The organism is Pseudomonas poae, from assembly GCF_001439785.1.
GTDB classification, from domain to species: Bacteria; Pseudomonadota; Gammaproteobacteria; order Pseudomonadales; family Pseudomonadaceae; genus Aquipseudomonas; species Aquipseudomonas poae.
On sequence record NZ_JYLI01000009.1, the window covers coordinates 32,492 to 54,942 of the forward strand.

A 22,451-nucleotide genomic window follows, 5' to 3' on the forward strand; every position below is an offset into this window, starting at 1 on the left:
GTCAGGCTTTCAGTTTTTCGGCGATCCAGATGGTGTGCCGGGTGCCTTTGTTGCCATGGGCAAATACCTGCACCTCCTCGGCCTTGAAACCGGCCTTGCGCAGTTTGTCGCTGAACAGTCTGTCGGCGCTGGCCGACCACACGGCCAGCACGCCCTTGGGTCGCAGGGCCTTGGCACACGCGGCCAGGCCGCCGGCGGAGTAGAGCCAGCTGTTGGCTTTTTGCGTGAGGCCTTCGGGGCCATTGTCGACGTCGAGCATGATCGCGTCAAAGCCCTGGGGTTCGGCCTGCAGCACTTTGGCCACGTCTTCCTGGCGGATCACGGTGCGCGGGTCCAGCAGCGGGCGGCCGGATTTTTCGCCCAGCGGCCCGCGGTTCCACTCCACCACGCCCGGCACCAGCTCGGCCACCACCACTTCGGCGGTCTTGCCCAGGTGCTTGAGCGCCGAGGCCAGGGTGAACCCCATGCCCAGACCGCCGATCAATACCCGCGAACCGGGACGACCGGCCACCTTGCGGCAGGGAATCTCCGCCAGGGCGTCCTCGGAGCCGTGCATGCGGGTGTTCATCAGCTGGCCGCCGTCACCGCCCTGGATCTTGATGACAAAATCCTCGCCGTATTCGAACAGGCACAAAGCGCCGCCGTTGTCAGGGATCGGGGTGGTGTCGAGCAGAATGAAACGTTTCATGGAAATCTCATTGGGAAGGGCATTCTTGCGCGGTTGGGAGTAGCCTTGAGGCATTCCGGTCAGGCCATGGAGCCATCGATGAAGTGCAGCATTCTAACGGTCATTGTGCTCGGTGCGCTCACATTGGGTGCCGCGCAGGCGCAAGAGGCGCAAAGCGTACCGGCCGCCCCCGCGTCAACCCCAGGCGCGCCGGGCACTCCGACGCCGACGCTGTACCCGCAGGTGACGCCACCGGCGTTGCCCAAGGCCAACGCCGACGGCTCGCCGGCGCTGGTGCCGATCGTGTTGCCGACGCCGCCCAAGGACCAGACAGTGCCTGGCCTGCAGCAAAACGACAGCAAACCAAAGACCCCCGGTGGTTAAGCGTCGAGTGCCAGCGCCTTGAACACAAACGCGTATTCCAGCGCCACATCGCGTAGCCCCTGGTAGCGACCGCTCATCCCGCCGTGGCCGGCGCCCAGTTCGGTCTTGAGCAGCAGCAGGTTGTCATCAGTCTTGGTGTCGCGCAGTTTGGCCACCCATTTGGCCGCTTCCCAATACTGCACGCGACTGTCGTTGTAGCCGGCGATCACCAGCAGCGCCGGGTAGGCCTGGGCGCTGACGTTTTCGTAGGGCGCATACGCCTTGATGCGCGCATACACCTCGGGCTCTTCGGGGTTGCCCCATTCGTCGTACTCGGTGATGGTCAGCGGCAGCTCCGGGTCGAGCATGGTGTTGAGCACATCCACAAACGGCACTTCTGCAATCGCCGCCTGGAACAGCTCCGGGCGCTGGTTGAGCACCGCGCCAATCAACAGACCGCCGGCACTGCCGCCGCTGATCGCCAGTTGCCGTGAGGTGGTCAGGCCCTCGGCAATCAGGTGTTCGGCGCAGGCGATAAAGTCGCTGAAGGTGTTCTGCTTGTGTGCCTGCTTGCCGTTGCGGTACCAGGCCTCCCCCAGCTCGCCGCCGCCGCGCACGTGGGCAATGGCAAACGCCACGCCACGGTCCAGCAGGCTCAGGCGCGCGTGGGAGAACCACGGGTCGAGGCTCTGGCCGTAGGCGCCGTAACCGTAGAGATACAGCGGGGTCGGCTTGCCCAGTTGGTCGCGCTTGACCACCAGGCTGATCGGCACCTGGGTGCCATCGGCCGAGGTGGCCCACAGGCGCTGGCTGACGTAGTCGTCGGCATTGAACACACCGAGTACCGGGGTTTCCTTGAGTACCTGTTGCGCGCCGCCGGCCAGTTCCAGCTGACGCACCTGGGCCGGGCGGTTGAGGGCTTCATAGCGCAGGCGGATCCTGTCGCTGGGGAATTCCAGGCTGTTCTGTACGTAGAGGCTGTAGGCGGCGTCGGGTAATTCCACGCGATAGGCGGGTAGGCCCTGCGGGTGCACTTCGATCACCGGCAGGCCGCCGATGCGCAGGCTCAGGGTCATGGCACTGGCATTCAAGCTCACGCCGTCGAGCATCACCTCATCGCTGTGGGGGATCAGGTTCTGCCACTCGCTTTCGGTCGGCACGTCGCCAATGTCGGTCGCCACGAACAGTGCGTAGTTGATGCCGTCACGGTTGCTGCGGATAAACCAGGTCCACGCGCCATTCAGTTGGCCGTGATCGACATCGTATTCATGGTCCTCGACCCGTGGCGCCAGGCAGGTGAAATCCAGGTGTGGCTGGTCGGCGTCCAGCGCCCAGATTTCGCTGGTGGTCTTGCTGCCCAAGGCCAGCAGCAACTGGCGTTCAGAGCTGGAACGGTAGCAATGCAGGAAGAATCGGCCGTCAGGCTCGTGGAACACTTCCTGCGCCGCCGTGCCATCCAGGCGATAGCGATAGAGTTTGTGCGGGCGGTGAGTGTCGTCCAGTTCGCCGAAGAACAGGGTCAGGCTGTCATTGGCCCAGGTCATGCTGCCGTCGCAGTCCTGGAATTCCAGTTCGCTGACCTTGCCTGAGGACAATTCCTTCACGAACAGGGTGTAGACCTCTTCGCCACTGGTGTCGAGGCTGTAGGCCAGGCGCTGATGGTCGGGGCTGATGCTGAAGGCGCCCAACGAGAAAAAGCCGCCACCGGCCAGCGCGTTCGGGTCCAGCAGCAGTTCTTCGCTGCTTTCATCCACCTGATGGCTGTCGTCGACGGGACGGCGGCAGCGGTAGTGGCGGGCGTATTCGTCGCCGGCGGTGGTGCGCGTGTAATACAGATACGGGCCCCACGGGGAGGGCAGCGACAGGTCGGTCTCGAGGATGCGGCCCTTGATTTCCTCGAACAGCGTGTCGCGCAGCGCCTGCTGGTCGGCGAGCTGGGTTTCCTGCCAGGCGTTTTCGGCCTTGAGGTAGTCGAGGACGTCTGCGTTGTCGCGTTCCTGCAACCAGGCGTACGGGTCTGGACCTGGGGCCTTGCGGGCGATCGGAGCGTTGGATAGGGACATGGATCACTCTCTGTCTGGCGGACGGTGGCAGGCATTGCAGCCGCGACACGCAAAAGCCGTTATCATAGCCGCCTCTTTGCCAGCCTTGCCATGGACACCATGACCGAGAACGATTATCTGATTGCCTGGGGCCTTTACGCCTTCGCCGCATTGGGCTGCCTGTTGGTGTGGTGGCGCATGACCCGCTGGATCTGGCGCTGGCTGCGCGAGCCGCTGCAATTGCTGATGGCGGTGCTGCTGTTCAGCCCGACCATCGTCGACCCGGTCAAGACCCAGTTCGCGCCAGCCGTGGCCATCACCGCCCTGGACCTGGTGCTCAAGGTCGGCAACAACGCCTGGCGGGCGATTTCCGATCTGTTCATGTACACGATGATCGTCTTTGCCGTGTATATCGTGATCGTGTTGATCCGCTGGCCCATGGAGCGCGCCGCCAACGCGCGTCGCGAGCGCAAGGCCGCGTTCGATGCGGCGCTGGCGCAGGAGCCGGCTGAAGACGACGAGCCTTTCCACCGTCCGGCACCCGCCAGCGGCACGCGGGTCGAACCGCGCCTTTAACGTTGCAGCGAGAGCCCTGGCATGTGTGAATTATTGGGCATGAGTGCCAACGTCCCCACCGATATCGTGTTCAGCTTTACCGGGCTGATGCAGCGCGGCGGGCGCACCGGCCCGCACCGCGACGGTTGGGGCATCGCCTTTTACGAAGGCCGTGGCCTGCGCCTGTTCCAGGACCCGGCGGCGAGCAGCGAGTCGGAAGTCGCACTGCTGGTGCAGCGTTATCCCATCAAGAGCGAAGTGGTGATCGGGCATATCCGCCAGGCCAATGTCGGCAAGGTCAGCCTGGCCAATACCCACCCGTTCGTGCGCGAACTGTGGGGACGCAACTGGTGTTTCGCTCACAACGGTCAACTGGCGCAGTTCAACCCGCGCGCCACCTTTTACCGCCCGGTGGGCGACACCGACAGCGAAGCGGCCTTCTGTGATCTGCTCAACCGTGTGCGCGAAGCCTTCCCGGAGCCTGTGGACATCGAGCAGGTGTTGCCCGACCTGATTGCCGCCTGCACCGAATACCGCAGCAAGGGTGTGTTCAACTGCCTGCTCAGCGACGGCGACTGGCTGTTTTGCTATTGCACGACTAAATTGGCGCAGATCACCCGACGCGCACCCTTTGGCCCTGCACGTTTGAAGGATGTCGACGTGATTGTCGATTTTCAGGCCGAAACCACCCCCAATGATGTGGTGACGGTGATCGCCACCGAACCCTTGACCGACAATGAAAACTGGACCCGCTACGAACCGGGCCAATGGAGCCTGTGGCGACGCGGTGAATGCGTCAGCCAGGGCGTTACCGAGTAAGGATATCGACCATGTTGCTCAGCTATCTGCGGTTGGTGCTGTTTGCCATTGGCCTGTTGGTCGGTGTGCAGGTGCCCGGGTTCATCAACGACTATGCCAAGCGCGTTGAGGCCCACCTGATCGAAGCCCAGACCGGCCTGCGCGGGTTCGAGACCACCGCGCAGCAGTTTTTCAAGGGCGACTTGCAGGCGCTGGTGGCCCATTACCGGGCCAGTGATGACCCGGTGTTCCAGAGCGATGCCAACAGCCTGGGCGCCATGCTTGACCGCCAGCTTGCGTTGGACAATCAGTTCCAGGCCATGCAAGGCCCTTGGTACATCCGCGCCTTGCAAGTGGCGGTAGCCGCCGACCCGGACATTCGCCAGGAGACCTGGAATGGCTACAGTTATCAAATCCTGCTGACGCCCGAAGCGATGGGCTGGGGGTTGGGTGGGGCGATGCTGTTGTCGTTCGGCATCGAATGCCTGTTTCGCCTGATCGACTGGGTGGTGCTGGGCGGCAAGCGTTTGCGCCAGAGCCGGCCGATTGAAGAGCGTGACCTCAAAGGCCTTTAAATAGCGGCTCGGCCCACTGTGGGAGCAAGCCCCCTCTTATCAAATACAAAATAACTTTTGGATTTAAAACCTGAAATTTCAGGCATCCAGTTTCCTGTGGCGAGAAGGCTTGTCCTGCGTTGGGCTGCGCAGCAGCCCCAAAACCGTGCTCCGGGCAGGGTCAGGTACACCGCGTTTTCCTTGATCGGGGGCGCTGCGCGCCCCAGCGCGGCTAACCCGGCGTCCTGCCGGGTTACCCACGCTCCAAAGCCTGCGTTCGGCCAGCGTGTTTGACGGGGCGTCTAAGATCAAGATCAAGAGCGCGGCGGCCTGAGATCCGACCGAAATGGTTTGCCGAACGCTGTACAAAATGTGGGAGCTGGCTTGCCTGCGAAGGCGGTAGTCCAGCAAATATTGAGGCTAACTGACCCAGCGCTTTCGCCGGCAAGTCGCAGCGCCGCTCCCACAGGGGGTTTACGCTTAACTGAACGGCATTGGGGCAAGCCCGCTCGCCACAAAGGCCCCAGTTTGCTGCGCGACAGCGCTACGTCGAAGAGGTAGTGGGGACTCCCACCGTTATTTGGATAGAAAGCGCATGCCTTCTTCCAACCCGCGCAGCGTCAGCGGGTACATCTGGTCTTCCACCAACTCTCGCACAATCGCCGTCGACGCCGTATAGCCCCAGGTGTCCTTTGGGTACGGGTTGATCCAGATCAGCTTCTTGTACTTGGCCATGAAGCGCTGCATCCACACATAGCCCGGCTCCTCGTTCCAGTGTTCGACGCTGCCGCCGGCCTGGGTGATTTCATAGGGCGCCATCGACGCATCGCCGATAAAGATCACTTTGTAGTCGGCGCCGTACTTGTGCAGCAGGTCTTGGGTGGCGGTGCGCTCCGAAGTGCGGCGCTGGTTGTTCTTCCACACCGACTCGTACACGAAGTTGTGGAAGTAGAAGTACTCCAGGTGCTTGAACTCGGTCTTGCACGCGGAGAACAGCTCTTCGCAGATCTTCACATGGGCGTCCATCGAGCCGCCGATATCGAACAGCAGCAACAGCTTGATGGTGTTGCGCCGCTCCGGGCGCATCTGGATGTTCAGCAGGCCTGCGTCGCGGGCGGTGTGGTCGATGGTGCCGTCGATGTCCAGCTCTTCGGCCGCACCCTGGCGCGCGAACTTGCGCAGGCGGCGCAGGGCAACCTTGATGTTGCGCGTGCCCAACTCCACCTGATCGTCGAGGTTCTTGTACTCGCGCTGGTCCCACACTTTCACGGCCTTGCCCTTGCGCTCGCCGGCATCGCCCACGCGAATGCCTTCCGGGTTATAGCCGCCGGAACCGAACGGGCTGGTACCACCGGTGCCGATCCACTTGTTGCCGCCGGCGTGGCGTTCTTTCTGTTCTTCCAGGCGTTTCTTGAATTCCTCGATGAGTTTGTCGAGGCCGCCGAGGGACTGGATCTGCGCGCGCTCCTCATCGCTCAACGAACGTTCGAATTCCTTGCGCAGCCACTCTTCAGGGATCAGCGCCTGCAAGTGGTCGTCAAGCTTTTCCAGACCGTTGAAATAGGCGCCGAAGGCACGGTCGAACTTGTCGAAATGCCGCTCGTCCTTGACCAGAATCGCCCGCGCCAGGTAGTAGAACTCGTCCATGTCGGCGAAGGTCACGCGCTGTTTGAGTGCGTTGATCAGGTCGAGCAGCTCGCGCACCGACACCGGCACCTTGGCGGCGCGCATTTCATTGAACAGGTTGAGCAGCATCAGCGATTACCGCGACGGCTCATGAAAGCCAGCCGTTCCAGCAACTGCACGTCCTGCTCGTTCTTGACCAGCGCGCCGGCCAGGGGCGGAATGGCCTTGGTCGGATCACGCTCGCGCAGCACCGCTTCGCCGATATTGTCGGCCATCAACAGCTTGAGCCAGTCGACCAGTTCGGAAGTGGAGGGCTTCTTCTTCAGCCCGGGCACTTTGCGCACGTCGAAGAACACGTCCAGCGCTTCGCTGACCAGGTCCTTCTTGATGTCGGGGTAGTGCACATCGACGATTTTCTGCAGGGTGGTACGGTCGGGGAAGGCGATGTAATGGAAGAAGCAGCGGCGCAGAAACGCGTCCGGCAGCTCTTTTTCATTGTTGGACGTAATGATGATGATCGGGCGTTTCTTCGCCTTGATGGTCTCGTCGATTTCGTAGACGTAGAACTCCATCTTGTCGAGTTCCTGCAACAGGTCGTTGGGGAATTCGATGTCGGCCTTGTCGATTTCATCGATCAGCAGGATCACCCGCTCTTCGGCCTCGAAGGCCTCCCACAGCTTGCCCTTCTTCAGGTAGTTGCGTACGTCATGCACCTTGTCCACGCCTAGCTGCGAGTCGCGCAGGCGGCTGACCGCGTCGTACTCGTACAGGCCCTGGTGGGCCTTGGTGGTGGACTTGATGTGCCAGGTGATCAGCTTGGCACCGAAGGATTCGGCCAGTTGTTCGGCGAGCATGGTTTTGCCGGTGCCCGGTTCGCCCTTGACCAGCAGCGGCCGCTCCAGGGTGATCGCGGCGTTGACGGCCAGTTTCAGGTCATCGGTAGCCACATAGGCCTGGGTGCCTTCGAACTTCATCGGTGTGTCCTCGGATTCATCAATGCCCGGACTATACCGCGCGGCCCCGGCGACTGTGAACGCAGACGGGTTATTCAGTCTCTGAATGGGCGGTCACACCTCCTGCCTTTTTCAATCTGCGCTGGGCTTGGGTTGTTCGTAACGTGCATTGAAGGCCTGGATGAAGCCGTTGCGCAGAATCGCGATGACTGCGCCAAACGCGCTGATATTCTGCTGATGCACGCTGCCGCTCAATTCCACACGGGTGGCGAACTGATTTTTACGCTGGTTCTTGAGCACCGTCTCGCTGGCGCCGACCACGGCTTCCCAGATCGAACGGAAGATATTCTTGTCCTTGTTTTCGACATCCTGCTGCCAGTCGAACACTTCCACATCGCGCAGCAGCGGCTTTATATAGCCGCGCAACTGGCCTTTTTCGGCCTGGGCTTCGATCACCACATCGCCGGTGCCGGCCTTGAAGTCGAACTTGCCATAGGCCGAGGCGAAGTCATTCATGCGCGTCAGTTGCAGGTCGCGGGCGCGGAAGCGGAACTCGAACTCCTCGAAGTCGCTGAGCGGGTCGAAGGTGGCGTTGGCTTCCAGTGGGGCCTGGCCTTGCAGCAGCGCCTTGCCTTCAAACCGTGCGTCGCGTTTGCCTTCCACGTCGACGACGTTGGTCAGGTTGTAGAAGCTGGCGTTGACCCCGGTGGCATTGATATTGACCTGTGGTTTGGACGTGAAGTTATGGAACGCGATCTTGCCGTCTTCGATGCGCATTTCGTTGAGGGTGATCGGCAGCAGCTTGCTCAGCTGTTCCTGCCAGTCGGTGCCCTTACCGGTCTGGGACGCGGCCTTGTTGGCGCCACCGTCGACGAAGTTGATTTGCGGACGCACAAAATGCCCCTCGGCGACCACCGCATGGTCGTACCACAGCGAATGCCAGCTCACCGCGAACTCGATCAGCGGCGCCTTGACGAAGGGCACCGGCACCTTGCCGTCCACCTTGACGATCTGCAGGCCGTTGATCCGGTAGGCGCCGCGCCACAGGGCCAGGTCCACGTCGGCAATCTCGCCACGGTAATCACCCATATTGGCGAGCTTTTCGTTCAGGTAGTTGCGCACCAGGTAGGGCAGGGCAATGTTCACGGCCACCAGGAAAACCACCAGGGCGGCGATGGTCCAAAGCGGCCAGCTGTAGCGACGTTTCATGAAAGGTTCCTCCGTGCAGATAGGGTGTGGACTGCCGCAGCAGGCGCAACGTTCCGCCGACTGGACGCCTCAAAGCCTGGGGCATACCCTTGTGGCCTTGTTCACATTGCCCAAAGGACCCGTCATGAGCCGCATTTTTGCAGACAACGCGCACTCCATCGGTAACACGCCTCTTGTTCAGATCAATCGCATTGCGCCGCGTGGCGTGACCATCCTGGCGAAGATCGAGGGGCGCAACCCAGGCTATTCGGTGAAGTGCCGCATTGGCGCGAACATGATCTGGGACGCTGAAGGCAGCGGCAAGCTCAAGGCAGGCATGACCATTGTCGAACCCACGTCCGGTAATACCGGTATCGGCCTGGCCTTTGTCGCCGCCGCCCGTGGCTACAAGCTGCTGCTGACCATGCCGGCGTCCATGAGCATCGAGCGGCGCAAGGTGCTCAAGGCCCTGGGCGCCGAACTGGTGCTGACCGAACCGGCCAAAGGCATGAAAGGCGCCATCGACAAGGCCGCTGACATCGTCGCCAGCGACCCGGCCACTTACTTCATGCCGGCCCAGTTCGAAAACCCGGCCAACCCTGCCATCCACGAGAAAACCACCGGCCCGGAAATCTGGAACGACACCGACGGCGCGGTAGATGTGCTGGTGGCGGGCGTGGGCACCGGTGGCACCCTCACTGGGGTGTCGCGCTACATCAAACACACGGCGGGCAAGCCGATTCTGTCGGTGGCGGTCGAACCGATGGCGTCGCCAGTGATCACCCAGGCGCTGGCCGGTGAGGAGATCAAGCCGAGCCCGCACAAGATCCAGGGGATCGGCGCCGGTTTCGTGCCCAAAAACCTCGACCTGTCGATGGTCGACCGCGTTGAGCTGGTGACCGACGAGGAATCCAAGGCCATGGCCCGGCGCCTGATGCAGGAGGAGGGCATTCTGTGCGGTATCTCCTGCGGCGCGGCGATGGCCGTGGCCGTGCGTCTGGCCGAGAAACCGGAGATGCAGGGCAAGACCATCGTGGTGATCCTGCCGGACTCCGGTGAGCGTTACCTGTCGAGCATGTTGTTCAGTGATTTGTTTACCGACCAGGAAAACCAGGCTTGATGTTCACCTGTCCCAATTATCACCGGGTTTGATTTGTGTCAGCCGGTCAGCCGGGGCCTTCTGCATACTGGCCCAACTGTTTATCATGGCCGGCTGCTACGTCTGCTGTTGGCCAGGCGCTTATTTTCAGGAGTTGCTGCATGACCTTTTCTTTGGCCGCCAAGCTGTCGGTGTTGCTGCTGTTTATCGGCAGTACGCTGTATGTGCACCTGCGCGGCAAGGCCCGTTTGCCCATGTTGCGCCAGTTCGTCAACCATTCGGCGCTGTTCGCCCCCTATAACGCTTTGATGTACCTGTTCTCCGCAGTGCCGTCCAAACCTTACCTGGACCGCAGCAAGTTCCCGGAGCTGGACGTGCTCAAGGACAACTGGGAAGTCATCCGCGAAGAGGCCATGCACCTGTTCGACGAGGGGTATATCCGCGCCGCCGAAAAGAACAACGACGCCGGTTTCGGTTCGTTCTTCAAGAAGGGCTGGAAGCGTTTCTACCTCAAGTGGTACGACAAACCGCTGCCGTCGGCCGAGGCCCTGTGCCCGAAGACTGTGGCGCTGGTAAGCAGCATTCCCAACGTCAAGGGCGCGATGTTCGCGCTGTTGCCGGGCGGCAGCCACCTCAACCCGCACCGCGACCCGTTTGCCGGGTCCCTGCGTTATCACCTGGGGCTGTCCACGCCCAACTCTGACGACTGCCGCATCTTCGTCGACGGCCAGGTCTACGCCTGGCGCGATGGGGAAGACGTGATGTTTGACGAAACCTACGTGCACTGGGTCAAGAACGAAACCGAGCAGACCCGAGTCATTCTGTTCTGCGACATTGAACGCCCACTGAGCAACCGCCTGATGACCCGTCTCAATCGCTGGGTCAGCAAGCAACTTGGGCGTGCCACTGCGCCGCAGAACCTGGATGACGAGCGGGTGGGCGGGATTAACCAGGCTTACGCGTGGAGCAAGACGTTCAGCGACAGGTTCAGCGGTCGGGTCAAACAGTTCAAGCGCAAGCATCCCCAGGCGTACCGCATTGCGCGGCCGGTGTTGGCGGTGGGGGTTCTGGTACTGCTCTGGAAGTGGTTGTTCGGCTGATTGGGAATACGGTCAAACCTGTGGGAGGGAGCAAGCCCCCTCCCACATTTGGATCTCCAGTGTTGCTTATGAGGCGATCAACTGGCGCAGCACGTAGTGCAGAATCCCGCCCGCCTTGAAGTATTCCACTTCATTGAGCGTATCGATCCGGCACAGCACTTCCACTTTCTCGCTGCTGCCATCCTCCCGCGTAATCACCAGCGTCAGGGTCATGCGCGGCACGATCTCCACGTGGGTGAGGCCGAGGATATCGATTGTCTCCTTGCCGGTGAGCTTGAGCGACTTGCGGTTCTGATCCAGCTTGAACTGCAACGGCAACACACCCATGCCCACCAGGTTGGAGCGGTGAATCCGCTCGAAACTTTCGGCGATCACTGCCTTGACGCCCAACAGGTTGGTGCCCTTGGCCGCCCAGTCGCGGCTGGAGCCGGTGCCGTATTCCTGGCCCGCAATCACCACCAGCGGCGTGCCCGCAGCCTGGTATTTCATCGCCGCGTCATAGATCGCCATGCGTTCGCCGGTGGGGATGTACAGCGTATTGCCGCCTTCCTCGCCGCCGAGCATTTCATTGCGGATGCGGATATTGGCGAAGGTGCCGCGCATCATCACTTCATGGTTGCCCCGGCGTGAACCATAGGAATTGAAGTCGCGCGGTTCCACGCCTTGTTCTTGCAGGTAACGCCCGGCAGGGCTGTCGATCTTGATATTGCCGGCGGGGGAGATATGGTCGGTGGTCACCGAGTCGCCCAGCAGCGCCAGCACGTTGGCGCCTGTGACGTCCTTGATCACCGGCAACGGGCCGGCAATGTCGTCGAAGAATGGCGGGTGCTGAATATAGGTGGAGTCCTGCTGCCACACATAGGTGGCGGCCTGGGGCACTTCAATCGCCTGCCATTGCTCGTCACCCGCGAACACCTCGGCGTATTCCTTGTGGAACATGCCCGTGGTGACTTGCGCAACGGCGTCGGCAATTTCTTTGCTGCTTGGCCAGATGTCTTTCAGGTACACCGGCTTGCCGTCTTTATCGTTACCCAGCGGCTCGCTGCTGATATCGATACGCACGGTGCCGGCCAGCGCATACGCCACCACCAGGGGCGGCGAGGCCAGCCAGTTGGTTTTGACCAGCGGGTGCACGCGGCCTTCGAAGTTGCGGTTGCCCGACAGCACTGAGGCCACGGCGAGGTCGGCGCTCTGGATGGCTTTTTCAATCGGCTCGGGCAGCGGCCCGGAGTTGCCGATGCAGGTGGTGCAGCCGTAGCCCACCAGGTCGAAACCGAGTGTGTCCAGGTACTGGGTGAGGCCTGCGGCGTGGTAATAGTCGGTGACCACCTTGGAGCCCGGCGCCAGGGAGGTCTTGACCCACGGCTTGCGGGTCAGGCCCTTTTCCACGGCCTTTTTCGCCACCAGTCCGGCGGCCATCATCACGCTGGGGTTGGACGTGTTGGTGCAGGACGTGATGGCGGCAATCACCACCGCGCCGTTTTTCAGGCGATAGGTATTGCCTTCGTATTCGTAGTCGGCTTCGCCCACCAGGTCTGCGTTGCCCACGGCCACACCACCGCCGCCTTCGCTTTCCAGGCGGCCTTCTTCCTTGTTGGTCGGCTTGAATTGCAGGTCGAGAAAATCACTGAACGCCTGGCCCACATTCGGCAGCGCCACGCGGTCCTGCGGGCGTTTCGGCCCGGCCAGGCTGGCTTCGACGCTGCCCATGTCCAGCGCCAGGCTGTCGGTGAACACAGGCTCTTGCCCCGCATTGCGCCACAGGCCCTGCGCTTTGGTATAGGCCTCCACCAGTTTCACGGTTTCGGTGGGGCGACCGGACAGGCGCAGGTAGTCCAGCGTCACCTCGTCCACCGGGAAAAACCCGCAGGTGGCGCCGTATTCCGGGGCCATGTTGGCGATAGTGGCGCGGTCGGCCAGCGGCAAGTCGGCCAGGCCGTCGCCGTAGAACTCGACGAACTTGCCCACCACGCCTTTTTTGCGCAGCATCTGGGTGACGGTCAGCACCAGGTCGGTGGCGGTGATGCCTTCTTTCAATTTGCCGGTGAGCTTGAAGCCGATCACTTCCGGGATCAGCATCGACACCGGCTGGCCGAGCATCGCTGCTTCCGCTTCGATACCGCCCACGCCCCAGCCGAGTACGCCCAGGCCGTTGATCATGGTGGTGTGGGAGTCGGTGCCCACCAGGGTGTCGGGGAAGGCGTAGGTGCGGCCGTCTTCGTCTTTGGTCCACACGGTGCGGCCCAGGTATTCGAGGTTGACCTGGTGGCAGATGCCGGTGCCCGGCGGCACCACGCTGAAGTTGTCAAAGGCGCTCTGGCCCCAACGCAGGAAGGCATAGCGTTCGCCGTTGCGTTGCATCTCGATATCGACGTTCTGCTCGAAGGCGTCGGCGTTGCCGAATTTGTCGACCATTACCGAGTGGTCGATCACCAGGTCCACGGGGGACAGCGGGTTGATGCGCTGCGGGTCGCCACCGGCCTTGGCCACGGCGGCGCGCATGGCGGCGAGGTCGACCACAGCGGGCACGCCGGTAAAGTCCTGCATCAGCACGCGGGCGGGGCGGTACTGGATCTCGCGATCGGACTGCCGTTCTTTGAGCCAGGCGGCGATGGCTTTGAGGTCTGTGCCGGTGACGGTCTTGTCGTCTTCCCAGCGCAGCAGGTTTTCCAGCAGCACCTTGAGCGACATCGGCAGCTTGTCCAAGTCGCCCAGGCTCTTGGCGGCTTCGGGCAGGCTGAAATAGTGGTAGGTCTTGTTGTCGATTTCCAGGGTCTTGAGGGTTCTCAGGCTATCAAGGGATGACATGACACAACTCCTTTTGGTCCGCACGGCTACGGACCTGGCGGGACAAACAGAGCCTTAAATTTAGCGCTGTTTTGATTGGCAGGCTAATAACTGGACTGCCGGGGTAAGTCCAAGGTTCCGAACTCGGCTATCATGCGCGCGTTTTCATGACAGGCCTTGCACGACAGCAAGCCGGTGCCAGGAGATTCAATGAACACCCTTTTTATGCACTGCCGTCCGGGTTTCGAGGGCGAAGTCTGCTCCGAGATCGCCGAGCACGCCGCGCGCCTGAACGTTTCCGGTTACGCCAAGGCCAAGACCGGCAGCGCCTGCGCCGAATTCGTCTGCACCGAGGAAGACGGCGCCCAGCGCCTGATGCAGGGGCAGCGTTTCGCCCAATTGATCTTCCCCCGGCAGTGGGCGCGCGGGGTGTTCATCGACCTGCCGGAAACCGACCGCATCAGCGTGATTCTTGCGCACCTGCGTGAATTTCCGCTGTGCGGCAGCCTGTGGCTGGAGATGGTTGACACCAACGACGGCAAGGAGCTGTCGAACTTCTGCAAGAAATTCGAAGTGCACCTGCGCAAGGCCCTGCTCAATGCCGGCAAGCTGGTGGACGACCCGAGCAAGCCGCGTCTGCTGCTGACCTTCAAGAGCGGCCGCGAAGTGTTCATGGGCCTGGCCGAGCCGAACAACTCGGCAATGTGGCCGATGGGCATCCCCCGCCTGAAATTCCCGCGTGACGCGCCCAGCCGTTCGACTCTGAAACTGGAGGAGGCCTGGCACCACTTCATCCCCCGCGACCAGTGGGACGAGCGCCTGCACGGCGACATGACCGGCGTCGACCTCGGCGCCGCGCCCGGCGGCTGGACCTGGCAACTGGTCAACCGGGGCATGCTGGTGACCGCCATCGACAACGGCCCCATGGCCGAAAGCCTGATGGACACCGGCCTGGTGCAACACTTGATGGCCGACGGTTTCACCTTCGTGCCAAAACAGCCGGTGGACTGGATGGTGTGTGACATCGTCGAGAAACCGGCACGCAATGCCGCGCTGCTGGAAACCTGGATCGGCGAGGGGCATTGTCGCGAAGCCGTGGTGAACCTGAAATTGCCGATGAAGCAGCGCTACGCCGAAGTGAAGCGCCTGCTGGAACGGATCGAAGAAGGCTTCAAGGCGCGCGGTATTCGGGTGGAGATTGGCTGCAAACAGCTGTACCACGACCGTGAAGAGGTAACGTGCCACCTGCGTCGGCTGGAGTCTGCAAAGAAACCCAAGAGACACTGACCGCCCTGTGGGAGCGGGCTTGCCTGCGATAGCGGTATAACTGTCGAAATTATGTTGAATGTGCCCCCGTCATCGCGGGCAAGCCCGCTCCCACACTGGAGCGGGTGTGTTTCAGGAGTGATGTATGAGTGAATTACCCATTGACGGCACCCTCGACGCCACCGGCCTTAACTGCCCGGAGCCGGTGATGATGCTGCATCAGCACATCCGGGACCTGGCGCCTGGCGGCCTGCTCAAGGTGATCGCGACCGACCCTTCCACCCGTCGCGATATTCCCAAGTTCTGTGTGTTTCTGGACCACGAACTGGTTGAACAGAAAGAAGAGGCCGGCACCTACCTGTACTGGATTCGCAAGAAAGCCGATTAAACCCGCGGCTTACCTGTGTGAATACGCCGGCGTGCACTGCGCGCCAGGCGCACCAGCAACATGCCTGCCGCGCAACTCAAGCCGACGATCAGCCCCTGCCACAAGCCGCTCGGGCCGCTGGCTGCGCCCAGCCAGTCGGTCAGCCCGAGGGCATAGCCCACCGGCAGGCCCACGCCCCAGTAGGCGACCAAGGTCAGTACCATGGTCACCCGGGTGTCCTGATAACCGCGCAGCGCGCCGGCGGCGGTGACCTGGATCGAGTCCGAAAACTGGAACAGCGCGGAAAACACGATCAGCGTGGAGGCGAGGTGGATCACCACCGGGTCCGGCGTGTAGATCGCCGCTATCTGCTCGCGAAACAGCAGCATCAGGCTGCAGGACAGACAGGCATAGGCCAGCGCGGTGCCCATGCCGACCCCGGCGGCAAAGCGCGCCTCACGGGGTTCGCCACGGCCCAGGGCCTGGCCGACGCGCACGGTCACGGCCATGCTCAGGGAATAGGGAATCATGAACACCAGCGAGCTGACATTCAGCGCGATCTGATGGCCTGACACCACCGTGGCGCCGAGACTGCCGAGCAACAGGGCGATCACCGCAAAAATGCTCGACTCGGCAAAGATCGCCACGCCAATCGGCAGGCCAATGTCCAGCACGCGCTTGATCACTGCCCATTGCGGCCAGTCGAAACGCTTGAACAGTTCACTGCTCTGGTAGGCCGGGCCCCAGCGGGTCCATACGGCCAGCCCGAGCATCATCACCCACATCGCAATCGCCGTGGCCCAGCCGCAGCCCACGCCGCCCATGGCCGGCACGCCGAAGTGGCCGTAAATGAAGATGTAGTTCAGCGGAATGTTCAGCGCCAGGCCGCACAGGCCCATGACCATGCTCGGCCGGGTGCGGCCCAGGCCATCGCTGAAACAGCGCAGCACGTAATACAGCGCCACCGCCGGCATGCCGGCGGCGATCCCCTGCAGATAGCCCATGGACGGCGCGATCAGGTCGGGCTCGACCTTCATCGCCCACAGCACCGGCTCGGCGCACAGCAGCAACAGCGCACCGCACAGACCGACCACCACCGCCAGCCACAATGCCTGACGCACCAGCGGCCCGATCTCGCTGAACTGGCCCGCGCCGTAGCGCTGGGCGACTTTGGGCGTGGTGGCCAGCAGGGTCCCGGTCATCAGCAGGTACACCGGGATCCAGATCGAGTTGCCCAGGCCCACCGCCGCCAGGTCCTGAGGGCTGACCCGCCCGGCCATCACCGCATCGACGAAGCTCATCGCGGTGGTGGCCAGTTGACCGATCATGATCGGCAGGGCAAGTGTCAGCAGGCTGCGCACTTCCCGACGGATGCGGGCAGGGCGGGTGAGGGGAGCGGTGGCAGTGTTCACGTACAGATGTCCAATCAAAGCAAGGCACAAGGACCGCGAATTCTACGCGTTGACGCCATGGTCAGGAAAAAACCTGTGTTGGCGATTTGTAAACAGTTCCCAGACACCGTGTCCCACAGGGTTCTTCCGTGTTAGTCGGATCGCAAGGCTGTACACTGCCGGTCCGCCAAAGGAGCCCCCGCCATGCTGATTGTTGCCGACGAGAATATTCCGCTGCTCGATGAATTTTTCCAGGGATTCGGTGAGATCCGCCGCGTGCCCGGTCGCGCCATCGACCGCGCTACCGTCGAACAGGCCGACGTGCTGCTGGTGCGCTCGGTGACTAACGTCAATCGGGCTTTGCTTGAGGGCAGCAGCGTCAAGTTCGTCGGCACTTGCACCATCGGCACCGATCACCTGGACCTCGACTACCTCCAGCAGGCCGGCATTCACTGGTCCAGCGCCCCCGGCTGCAACGCACGCGGGGTGGTGGACTATGTGCTCGGCAGCCTACACACCTTGGCTGAAATCGAAGGCGCCGACCTCGCCCAGCGCACCTATGGCATCGTCGGTGCCGGTGAAGTGGGTGGCCGGTTGCTCAAGGTGCTCAAGGGCCTGGGTTGGAAGGTGCTGGTGTGCGACCCGCCACGGCAGATCGCCGAAGACGCAGACTATGTGAGCCTGGCGCAGATCATCGAGCAGTGCGACGTGATCAGCCTGCACACGCCGCTGATCAAGTCCGGCAATGGCGCCACCTGGCGCCTGTTCGATCGCGAGCGTCTGCAGCAGCTCAAGCCCGGCACCTGGCTGATCAATGCCAGCCGCGGCCCGGTGGTGCATAACGCCGCCCTGCGCGAAGTGCTGCTGGAACGGGAAGACCTGCAGGCGGTGCTGGACGTGTGGGAGGGCGAGCCTGAAGTGGACGTCGACCTGGCCGACCTGTGTGTACTGGCCACGCCGCATATCGCCGGCTACAGCCTGGACGGCAAGCAGCGCGGCACGGCGCAGATCTATCAGGCATTGTGCGCGCATTTGGGCCAGGCGCCTGGCATTGCCCTGAGTGACTTGCTGCCGCGGCCGTGGCTGGCCGAGATGCAGTTGAATGCATCCACAGACCCGGCCTGGGCACTGGCGACGCTGTGCCGCAGCGTGTACGACCCGCGCCGCGACGATGCGGATTTCCGCCGCAGCCTGGTGGGCACCGTGCAAGCGCAGCGCAAGGCGTTCGACCTGCTGCGCAAGCATTACCCCGAGCGTCGTGAAATCGATGGCTTGAAGGTGCGGATCAATGGGGAGTCGCCGGCGTTGTCGGCCATCGTGTGCGCATTGGGCGCCGAGGTCGTTTAAACGCCCACAAAAAACCCGGCCATCCAGGCCGGGTTTACAAGAGCGCTGGCGCTCGCCTCACTGGGCGGGCTTGACCAATCGCTGCTCCAGTTCGCTGCAGGCTTGCTGGATCATCTCTTCGGTAATCTGTACTTCGCGGCCCTTGGCGTCGATATACGAGCAAGGCAACTGCTGCGGTTGGCGGATCACTTCAATCTTGGCATCGCTGCTGTTTTGCAAGGTCATGGCCTGTCTCCTCATCAGGTTGTGTCCCTATTCTAAGACCCCCGCGTGACCACGCTGTGACAACTCCCTGCAGGGCCACCGGTTCGAACGCCAAGTGCACCAGAAACCACCCAGGATTTCCAGTCGCGCGTTAGACCGATAGCCTCTAGGAGTCTGGGTCGGTGGGCATAATTAACCTGACTCATTGTTATTTGCCCAAGTTCCCCCAATGTTGAGTACAGGTTCCCCATCGGTAATGCCTGCATGTTCTCAGTCCGTCAACGTCGCGCAATTCGCCTGGCCAGCCGCTTTATCGCGCCCTATCGCTGGCAGGCGCTCGGTGCCTTGCTGGCACTGATCGTCACCGCCGGCATCACCTTGTCCATGGGGCAGGGCATTCGGCTGCTGGTGGACCAGGGCTTCATGACTCAGTCCCCGCACCTGCTCAATCAGTCCATCGGCCTGTTCATGCTGCTGGTGCTGGGCCTGGCGGTGGGCACCTTTGCGCGGTTCTACCTGGTGTCGTGGATCGGCGAGCGGGTGGTGGCGGACATTCGCCGGCAGGTGTTCAACCACCTGATCTACCTGCACCCGGGCTTCTATGAGAACAACCGCAGCTCGGAAATCCAGTCGCGGCTGACCACCGATACCACCTTGCTACAGTCGGTGATCGGCTCGTCGCTCTCGCTGTTTTTGCGCAATGCGCTGATGGTCATCGGCGGCATCGTGCTGCTGTTTGTCACCAACCCCAAGCTCACCAGCATCGTGGTGGTGGCGCTGCCGCTGGTGCTGGCGCCGATCCTGATTTTCGGGCGACGGGTGCGCAGCCTCTCGCGCCAGAGCCAGGATCGCATTGCCGATGTGGGCAGCTACGTGTCCGAGACTCTTGGCCAGATCAAGACCGTGCAGGCCTACAACCACCAGTTGCAGGACGAGCAGCGCTTCGCCGTGACCGTGGAAGAGGCCTTCGCCACCGCACGCAAACGCATCGCCCAGCGTGCCTGGCTGATTACCCTGGTGATCATGCTGGTGCTCGGCGCCGTGGGCGTCATGCTGTGGGTGGGCGGCATGGACGTGATCAACGGGCGTATTTCCGGGGGCGAGCTGGCGGCGTTCGTGTTTTACAGCCTGATTGTCGGCAGCGCGGTCGGCACCTTGAGCGAAGTGCTCGGTGAGCTGCAGCGCGCCGCCGGCGCGGCCGAGCGCATCGGTGAGTTGCTGCAGTCGAGCAACGAGATCCAGGCTCCGTTGGCGGGCACGGTGCGCTTGCCGCCGCGCGTCAGCGGGCGCATGGAGCTGCAGTACCTGCGCTTTGCCTATCCGTCGCGGCCGGACACTTACGCCATAGACGGCTTGAGCCTGACCATCAATCCCGGCGAAACCCTGGCGCTGGTCGGCCCCTCCGGCGCAGGCAAGTCGACGCTGTTCGACCTGCTGCTGCGTTTCTACGACCCGCAGCACGGTCGTATTTCGCTTGAAGGTCATGCGCTGACCGAACTCGACCCCCAGGACCTGCGCCGCCACTTCGCGCTTGTCTCACAGAACCCGGCGCTGTTTTTCGGCAGCGTCGAAGACAACATCCGCTACGGCAACCCGTCCGCCACCCGCGAACAGGTCGAAGCCGCAGCGCGTATCGCCCATGCCCACGACTTCATCCTGCAGATGCCCGGCGGCTATCAGACACCTCTGGGCGAAAGCGGCCTGGGCCTGTCCGGCGGACAACGCCAACGCCTGGCCATCGCCCGCGCGCTGCTGGTGGATGCACCGATCCTGCTGCTGGACGAAGCCACCAGCGCCCTCGACGCCCAGAGCGAGCATCTGATCCAGCAAGCCCTGCCACAACTGATGCACGGGCGCACCACCCTGGTGATCGCCCATCGGCTGGCGACAGTGAAGAATGCAGACCGGATTGCGGTGATGGACCAGGGCAAGCTGGTAGCTGTGGGCACGCATCAGCAGTTGATTGCGAGCAATGCGCTGTATGCACGGTTGGCGGCGTTGCAATTCAGTGCGGACAAGTAGCGCCACGCTTGTGGATACACTGAAAATCCAGTGTGAAAGCCTGAAGTTCCAGGCAGCCACAATAAGCCCGCACTCACATTTGGCTATTACTGATCGTCGAAATAGCGCTCATGCCAATCCACCAGCGGCTGTGGTGAATTGAGTTTCTGTCCGTAGATCACCGAATAAGACAGCACGTTCTGCACATACTGGCGGGTTTCGTCGAAGGGGATACTTTCCACCCACACGTCGAAGCTCAAGTGGTCGGCGCCGCGCAGCCACTGGCGTACGCGGCCGGGGCCGGCGTTGTAGGCGGCGGAGGCGAGTACGCGGTTGCCGTTGAACTGGCTGTGCACCTGGCTCAGGTAGGCGGCGCCGAGCTGGATGTTCTTGTCCGGGTCCAGCACCTGAGCCGGGGAGGCCAGGGGGATGCTGAATTTGCGCGCGGTCTCCTTGGCGGTGCCCGGCATCAGTTGCATCAGGCCGCTGGCGCCGACGCCTGAACGCGCATCGTCCATGAACGCGCTTTCCTGGCGGGTGATGGCGAACACCCAACTCGAATGCAACCCACGCACCTTGGCTTCGCGCACCAGGGTGTCGCGGTGAGCCATGGGGAAGCGGATGTCCAGGTCATCCCAGTACTGCGCCTGGCTGATGGTGCGGATCGCCGGGAAGTACCACTTCATGTCGTAGGCCAGCCTGGCCTGGGCGACCATTTCATCGCGATTGAAGTGACGGCTGACGTGATACCACTCGCGGCGCCCGTCGACGATCTGGCCACGGGCATAGAACTCCATTGCACGGCGCACGCCCGGCGTGTTGCGCACCTTGTTCATCAGCGCCTGGCTCATGACCAGCGGTTTGTTGGTGAGCTGGTACGGCGACTTCGAGCGATCGGCGGCGAGAAAGCCGTAGAAATCCCGTTCCTTGGCGACGTTTTTGTACAGCACCATGGCTTGCGGATTTTTCGGTTCGGCCAGTTCCAGGCTGCGAGCCTGCCAGTAGCGCCAGCGGTTGGTGGTGGCCAAATCCTGTGGCAGTTTGCGCGTGAGCTGGTAGGCATCTTCCCAGCGTGCCAGGCGCAGCAGCAGACGCAGGCGCCACTCCGACACCGTGTTGTCGCGCAGTTCGGGGTCGTACTGGGTCATCACGTCGAGCGCGCGCGGGTCGTAGCGGCGGGCCAGGGTCAGGCCGATTTCGCGGGCGATCGACACTTTTTCGTCACGGGAGAAGTGCATGCTGCTGGCGTAGCCGTCAAGCAGGGCCATGGCCTTGTCCGGGTCCTGGCGCGCCAGACGACGCAGGCCCAGGCCTACGGCATCGGACATGGCCTCGTTGGCCGGCAGGAAGCGTGACGGGTCGCTGAGCATGTCGGGCTTTTGCGCCACATCCACCATCAGGCGGCCCTGGACACCGAGTGTGGGCAGGGTTTTCACCAGGCTGTTGGCCAGTGCGTAGTTGCGCGCTTCGGCGGCGAGCTTGGTGCGGTCCCAGATTTTCTGTTCGGTGAGCTGCCCGGCAGCCGCCCACTGGCCGAACGTGACATCACAGGCGGTGGGCTGGGATTTGCCGGTCATCCACAGCGTTTCGGCGGTCTTGTAACCTTCGGCCTTCAAGTTGTGGGTGAGCTGGTATTGGCCGTGCAGACAGTCCAGCTCAACGAAATTGAGCTTGGTGTCGTAGTACTTTTCAAACGTCTGCCAGTCGCCACGCTCGGCCAGCCAGCGCAACCAGCGCAGTTTCATCCAGTTGGCCTGGGGCAGGTCGCCGTTTTTGGCGAGGAATTGCTCGATTTCCTCGTTGCTCGCGCTCTTGAGGCGCGCGGTCAGTTCGTCATAGGCCAGGTAGGGCGTCAGCGGATAGTCGGCCAGCGCCTGGCTGTATTGCATGTACGGGCCGGTATCGCCCTTGGCCAGCGCACGTTTGGCTTCATCGTAGTATTGACGTTGGGTGGTGAGGTCCACGGCCTGGGCGGATTGGGCGGCGGTGGCGGAAAGAAGCAGACAGGATAAAAAGTTGAAAAGGCGACTGCGCATGAGACGTCCGTGCAGAGAAATCACGACTAGCACCGGCACCGCCGACACTGATTGCCCCTAGCTTAGCCTTTTGCCAGCGACCGGCGAAAGCTTTGCCGGGAGGTTCG

19 protein-coding genes are annotated in these 22,451 nt (G+C 62.3%); 10 read left to right on the forward strand and 9 right to left on the reverse strand.

Going from position 1 to position 22,451, the window contains the following annotated elements; translation table 11 throughout:
* Position 1 precedes the first annotated feature (1 nt).
* Positions 2-688, reverse strand: a complete 687-nt coding sequence (locus TU75_RS12425) for a spermidine synthase (RefSeq protein WP_003234007.1) — start codon at positions 686-688, stop codon at positions 2-4.
* Positions 689-766: 78 nt separating this feature from the next.
* On the opposite strand from TU75_RS12425, the gene TU75_RS12430 reads away from it, so the two are divergent.
* On the forward strand, positions 767-1,051 hold the full coding sequence (locus tag TU75_RS12430) for a hypothetical protein (RefSeq protein ID WP_015371508.1): 285 nt from the start codon (positions 767-769) through the stop codon (positions 1,049-1,051).
* Here the strand turns inward: TU75_RS12430 and TU75_RS12435 are convergent.
* On the reverse strand, positions 1,048-3,093 hold the full coding sequence (locus TU75_RS12435; RefSeq protein ID WP_060549091.1) for a S9 family peptidase: 2,046 nt from the start codon (positions 3,091-3,093) through the stop codon (positions 1,048-1,050). The two genes, TU75_RS12430 and TU75_RS12435, sit on opposite strands and share 4 nt — an antisense overlap.
* Positions 3,094-3,117: 24 nt before the next feature.
* Here TU75_RS12435 and TU75_RS12440 point away from each other — a divergent pair, with 24 nt between their 5' ends.
* Genes TU75_RS12440 through TU75_RS12450 form a run of 3 tightly spaced genes read left to right on the forward strand, consistent with a single transcriptional unit; the run spans position 3,118 to position 5,000 of the window.
* Entirely contained in the window at positions 3,118-3,648 is a 531-nt protein-coding gene (locus TU75_RS12440) for a hypothetical protein (protein ID WP_015371510.1), read from the forward strand.
* A 21-nt stretch (positions 3,649-3,669) separates the two neighbouring features.
* Positions 3,670-4,446, forward strand: coding sequence for a class II glutamine amidotransferase (locus TU75_RS12445; protein WP_003234016.1), 777 nt, complete (start codon positions 3,670-3,672; stop codon positions 4,444-4,446).
* 11 nt (positions 4,447-4,457) lie between these two features.
* On the forward strand, positions 4,458-5,000 hold the full coding sequence (locus TU75_RS12450; protein WP_060549092.1) for a DUF2937 family protein: 543 nt from the start codon (positions 4,458-4,460) through the stop codon (positions 4,998-5,000).
* Positions 5,001-5,555: 555 nt separating this feature from the next.
* On the opposite strand, the gene TU75_RS12455 is transcribed toward TU75_RS12450, so the two are convergent.
* From TU75_RS12455 to TU75_RS12465, 3 genes are all read right to left on the reverse strand, one after another.
* Positions 5,556-6,734 carry a vWA domain-containing protein gene (locus TU75_RS12455; RefSeq protein ID WP_015371511.1) on the reverse strand — a complete coding sequence of 393 codons (1,179 nt, stop codon included), beginning with the start codon at positions 6,732-6,734 and terminating at the stop codon, positions 5,556-5,558.
* Positions 6,734-7,579: an AAA family ATPase gene (locus TU75_RS12460; RefSeq protein ID WP_003234019.1), complete on the reverse strand. Its 846-nt coding sequence runs from the start codon at positions 7,577-7,579 to the stop codon at positions 6,734-6,736. Before TU75_RS12460 ends, TU75_RS12455 begins: the two co-directional genes overlap by 1 nt.
* Before the next feature lie 111 nt (positions 7,580-7,690).
* Complete coding sequence (locus tag TU75_RS12465) at positions 7,691-8,767, reverse strand: DUF748 domain-containing protein (protein ID WP_003234020.1); 1,077 nt, start codon at positions 8,765-8,767, stop codon at positions 7,691-7,693.
* Positions 8,768-8,891: 124 nt separating this feature from the next.
* Between TU75_RS12465 and cysK the strand changes: the two genes are divergently transcribed.
* On the forward strand, positions 8,892-9,866 hold the full coding sequence (gene cysK, locus TU75_RS12470; protein ID WP_003234021.1) for a cysteine synthase A: 975 nt from the start codon (positions 8,892-8,894) through the stop codon (positions 9,864-9,866).
* 140 nt (positions 9,867-10,006) lie between these two features.
* The gene (locus tag TU75_RS12475) at positions 10,007-10,945 is read left to right on the forward strand and encodes an aspartyl/asparaginyl beta-hydroxylase domain-containing protein (protein ID WP_060549093.1); all 939 of its coding nucleotides are present in this window, start codon (positions 10,007-10,009) and stop codon (positions 10,943-10,945) included.
* Positions 10,946-11,011: 66 nt separating this feature from the next.
* Here the strand turns inward: TU75_RS12475 and acnA are convergent, their stop codons facing one another.
* Positions 11,012-13,753 (reverse strand): aconitate hydratase AcnA, encoded by a 2,742-nt coding sequence (gene acnA, locus TU75_RS12480; RefSeq protein WP_060549094.1) that lies wholly within the window; start codon positions 13,751-13,753, stop codon positions 11,012-11,014.
* A 189-nt stretch (positions 13,754-13,942) separates the two neighbouring features.
* On the opposite strand from acnA, the gene rlmM reads away from it, so the two are divergent.
* Positions 13,943-15,019, forward strand: a complete 1,077-nt coding sequence (gene rlmM, locus TU75_RS12485; RefSeq protein WP_060549095.1) for a 23S rRNA (cytidine(2498)-2'-O)-methyltransferase RlmM — start codon at positions 13,943-13,945, stop codon at positions 15,017-15,019.
* 124 nt (positions 15,020-15,143) lie between these two features.
* Positions 15,144-15,386, forward strand: a complete 243-nt coding sequence (gene tusA, locus TU75_RS12490; RefSeq protein ID WP_003234025.1) for a sulfurtransferase TusA — start codon at positions 15,144-15,146, stop codon at positions 15,384-15,386.
* Here the strand turns inward: tusA and TU75_RS12495 are convergent.
* Positions 15,383-16,777, reverse strand: a complete 1,395-nt coding sequence (locus TU75_RS12495; protein ID WP_060549096.1) for an MATE family efflux transporter — start codon at positions 16,775-16,777, stop codon at positions 15,383-15,385. The two genes, tusA and TU75_RS12495, sit on opposite strands and share 4 nt — an antisense overlap.
* A gap of 183 nt (positions 16,778-16,960) precedes the next feature.
* Here TU75_RS12495 and pdxB point away from each other — a divergent pair, with 183 nt between their 5' ends.
* On the forward strand, positions 16,961-18,103 hold the full coding sequence (gene pdxB, locus TU75_RS12500; protein WP_060549097.1) for a 4-phosphoerythronate dehydrogenase PdxB: 1,143 nt from the start codon (positions 16,961-16,963) through the stop codon (positions 18,101-18,103).
* Positions 18,104-18,160: 57 nt separating this feature from the next.
* On the opposite strand, the gene TU75_RS27650 is transcribed toward pdxB, so the two are convergent.
* Positions 18,161-18,328, reverse strand: coding sequence for a PA1571 family protein (locus TU75_RS27650; protein WP_003234031.1), 168 nt, complete (start codon positions 18,326-18,328; stop codon positions 18,161-18,163).
* 243 nt (positions 18,329-18,571) lie between these two features.
* Between TU75_RS27650 and TU75_RS12510 the strand changes: the two genes are divergently transcribed.
* Entirely contained in the window at positions 18,572-20,329 is a 1,758-nt protein-coding gene (locus TU75_RS12510; protein WP_060549098.1) for an ABC transporter transmembrane domain-containing protein, read from the forward strand.
* A gap of 86 nt (positions 20,330-20,415) precedes the next feature.
* Here the strand turns inward: TU75_RS12510 and TU75_RS12515 are convergent, their stop codons facing one another.
* Positions 20,416-22,344: a transglycosylase SLT domain-containing protein gene (locus TU75_RS12515; RefSeq protein ID WP_060549099.1), complete on the reverse strand. Its 1,929-nt coding sequence runs from the start codon at positions 22,342-22,344 to the stop codon at positions 20,416-20,418.
* Positions 22,345-22,451 lie beyond the last annotated feature (107 nt).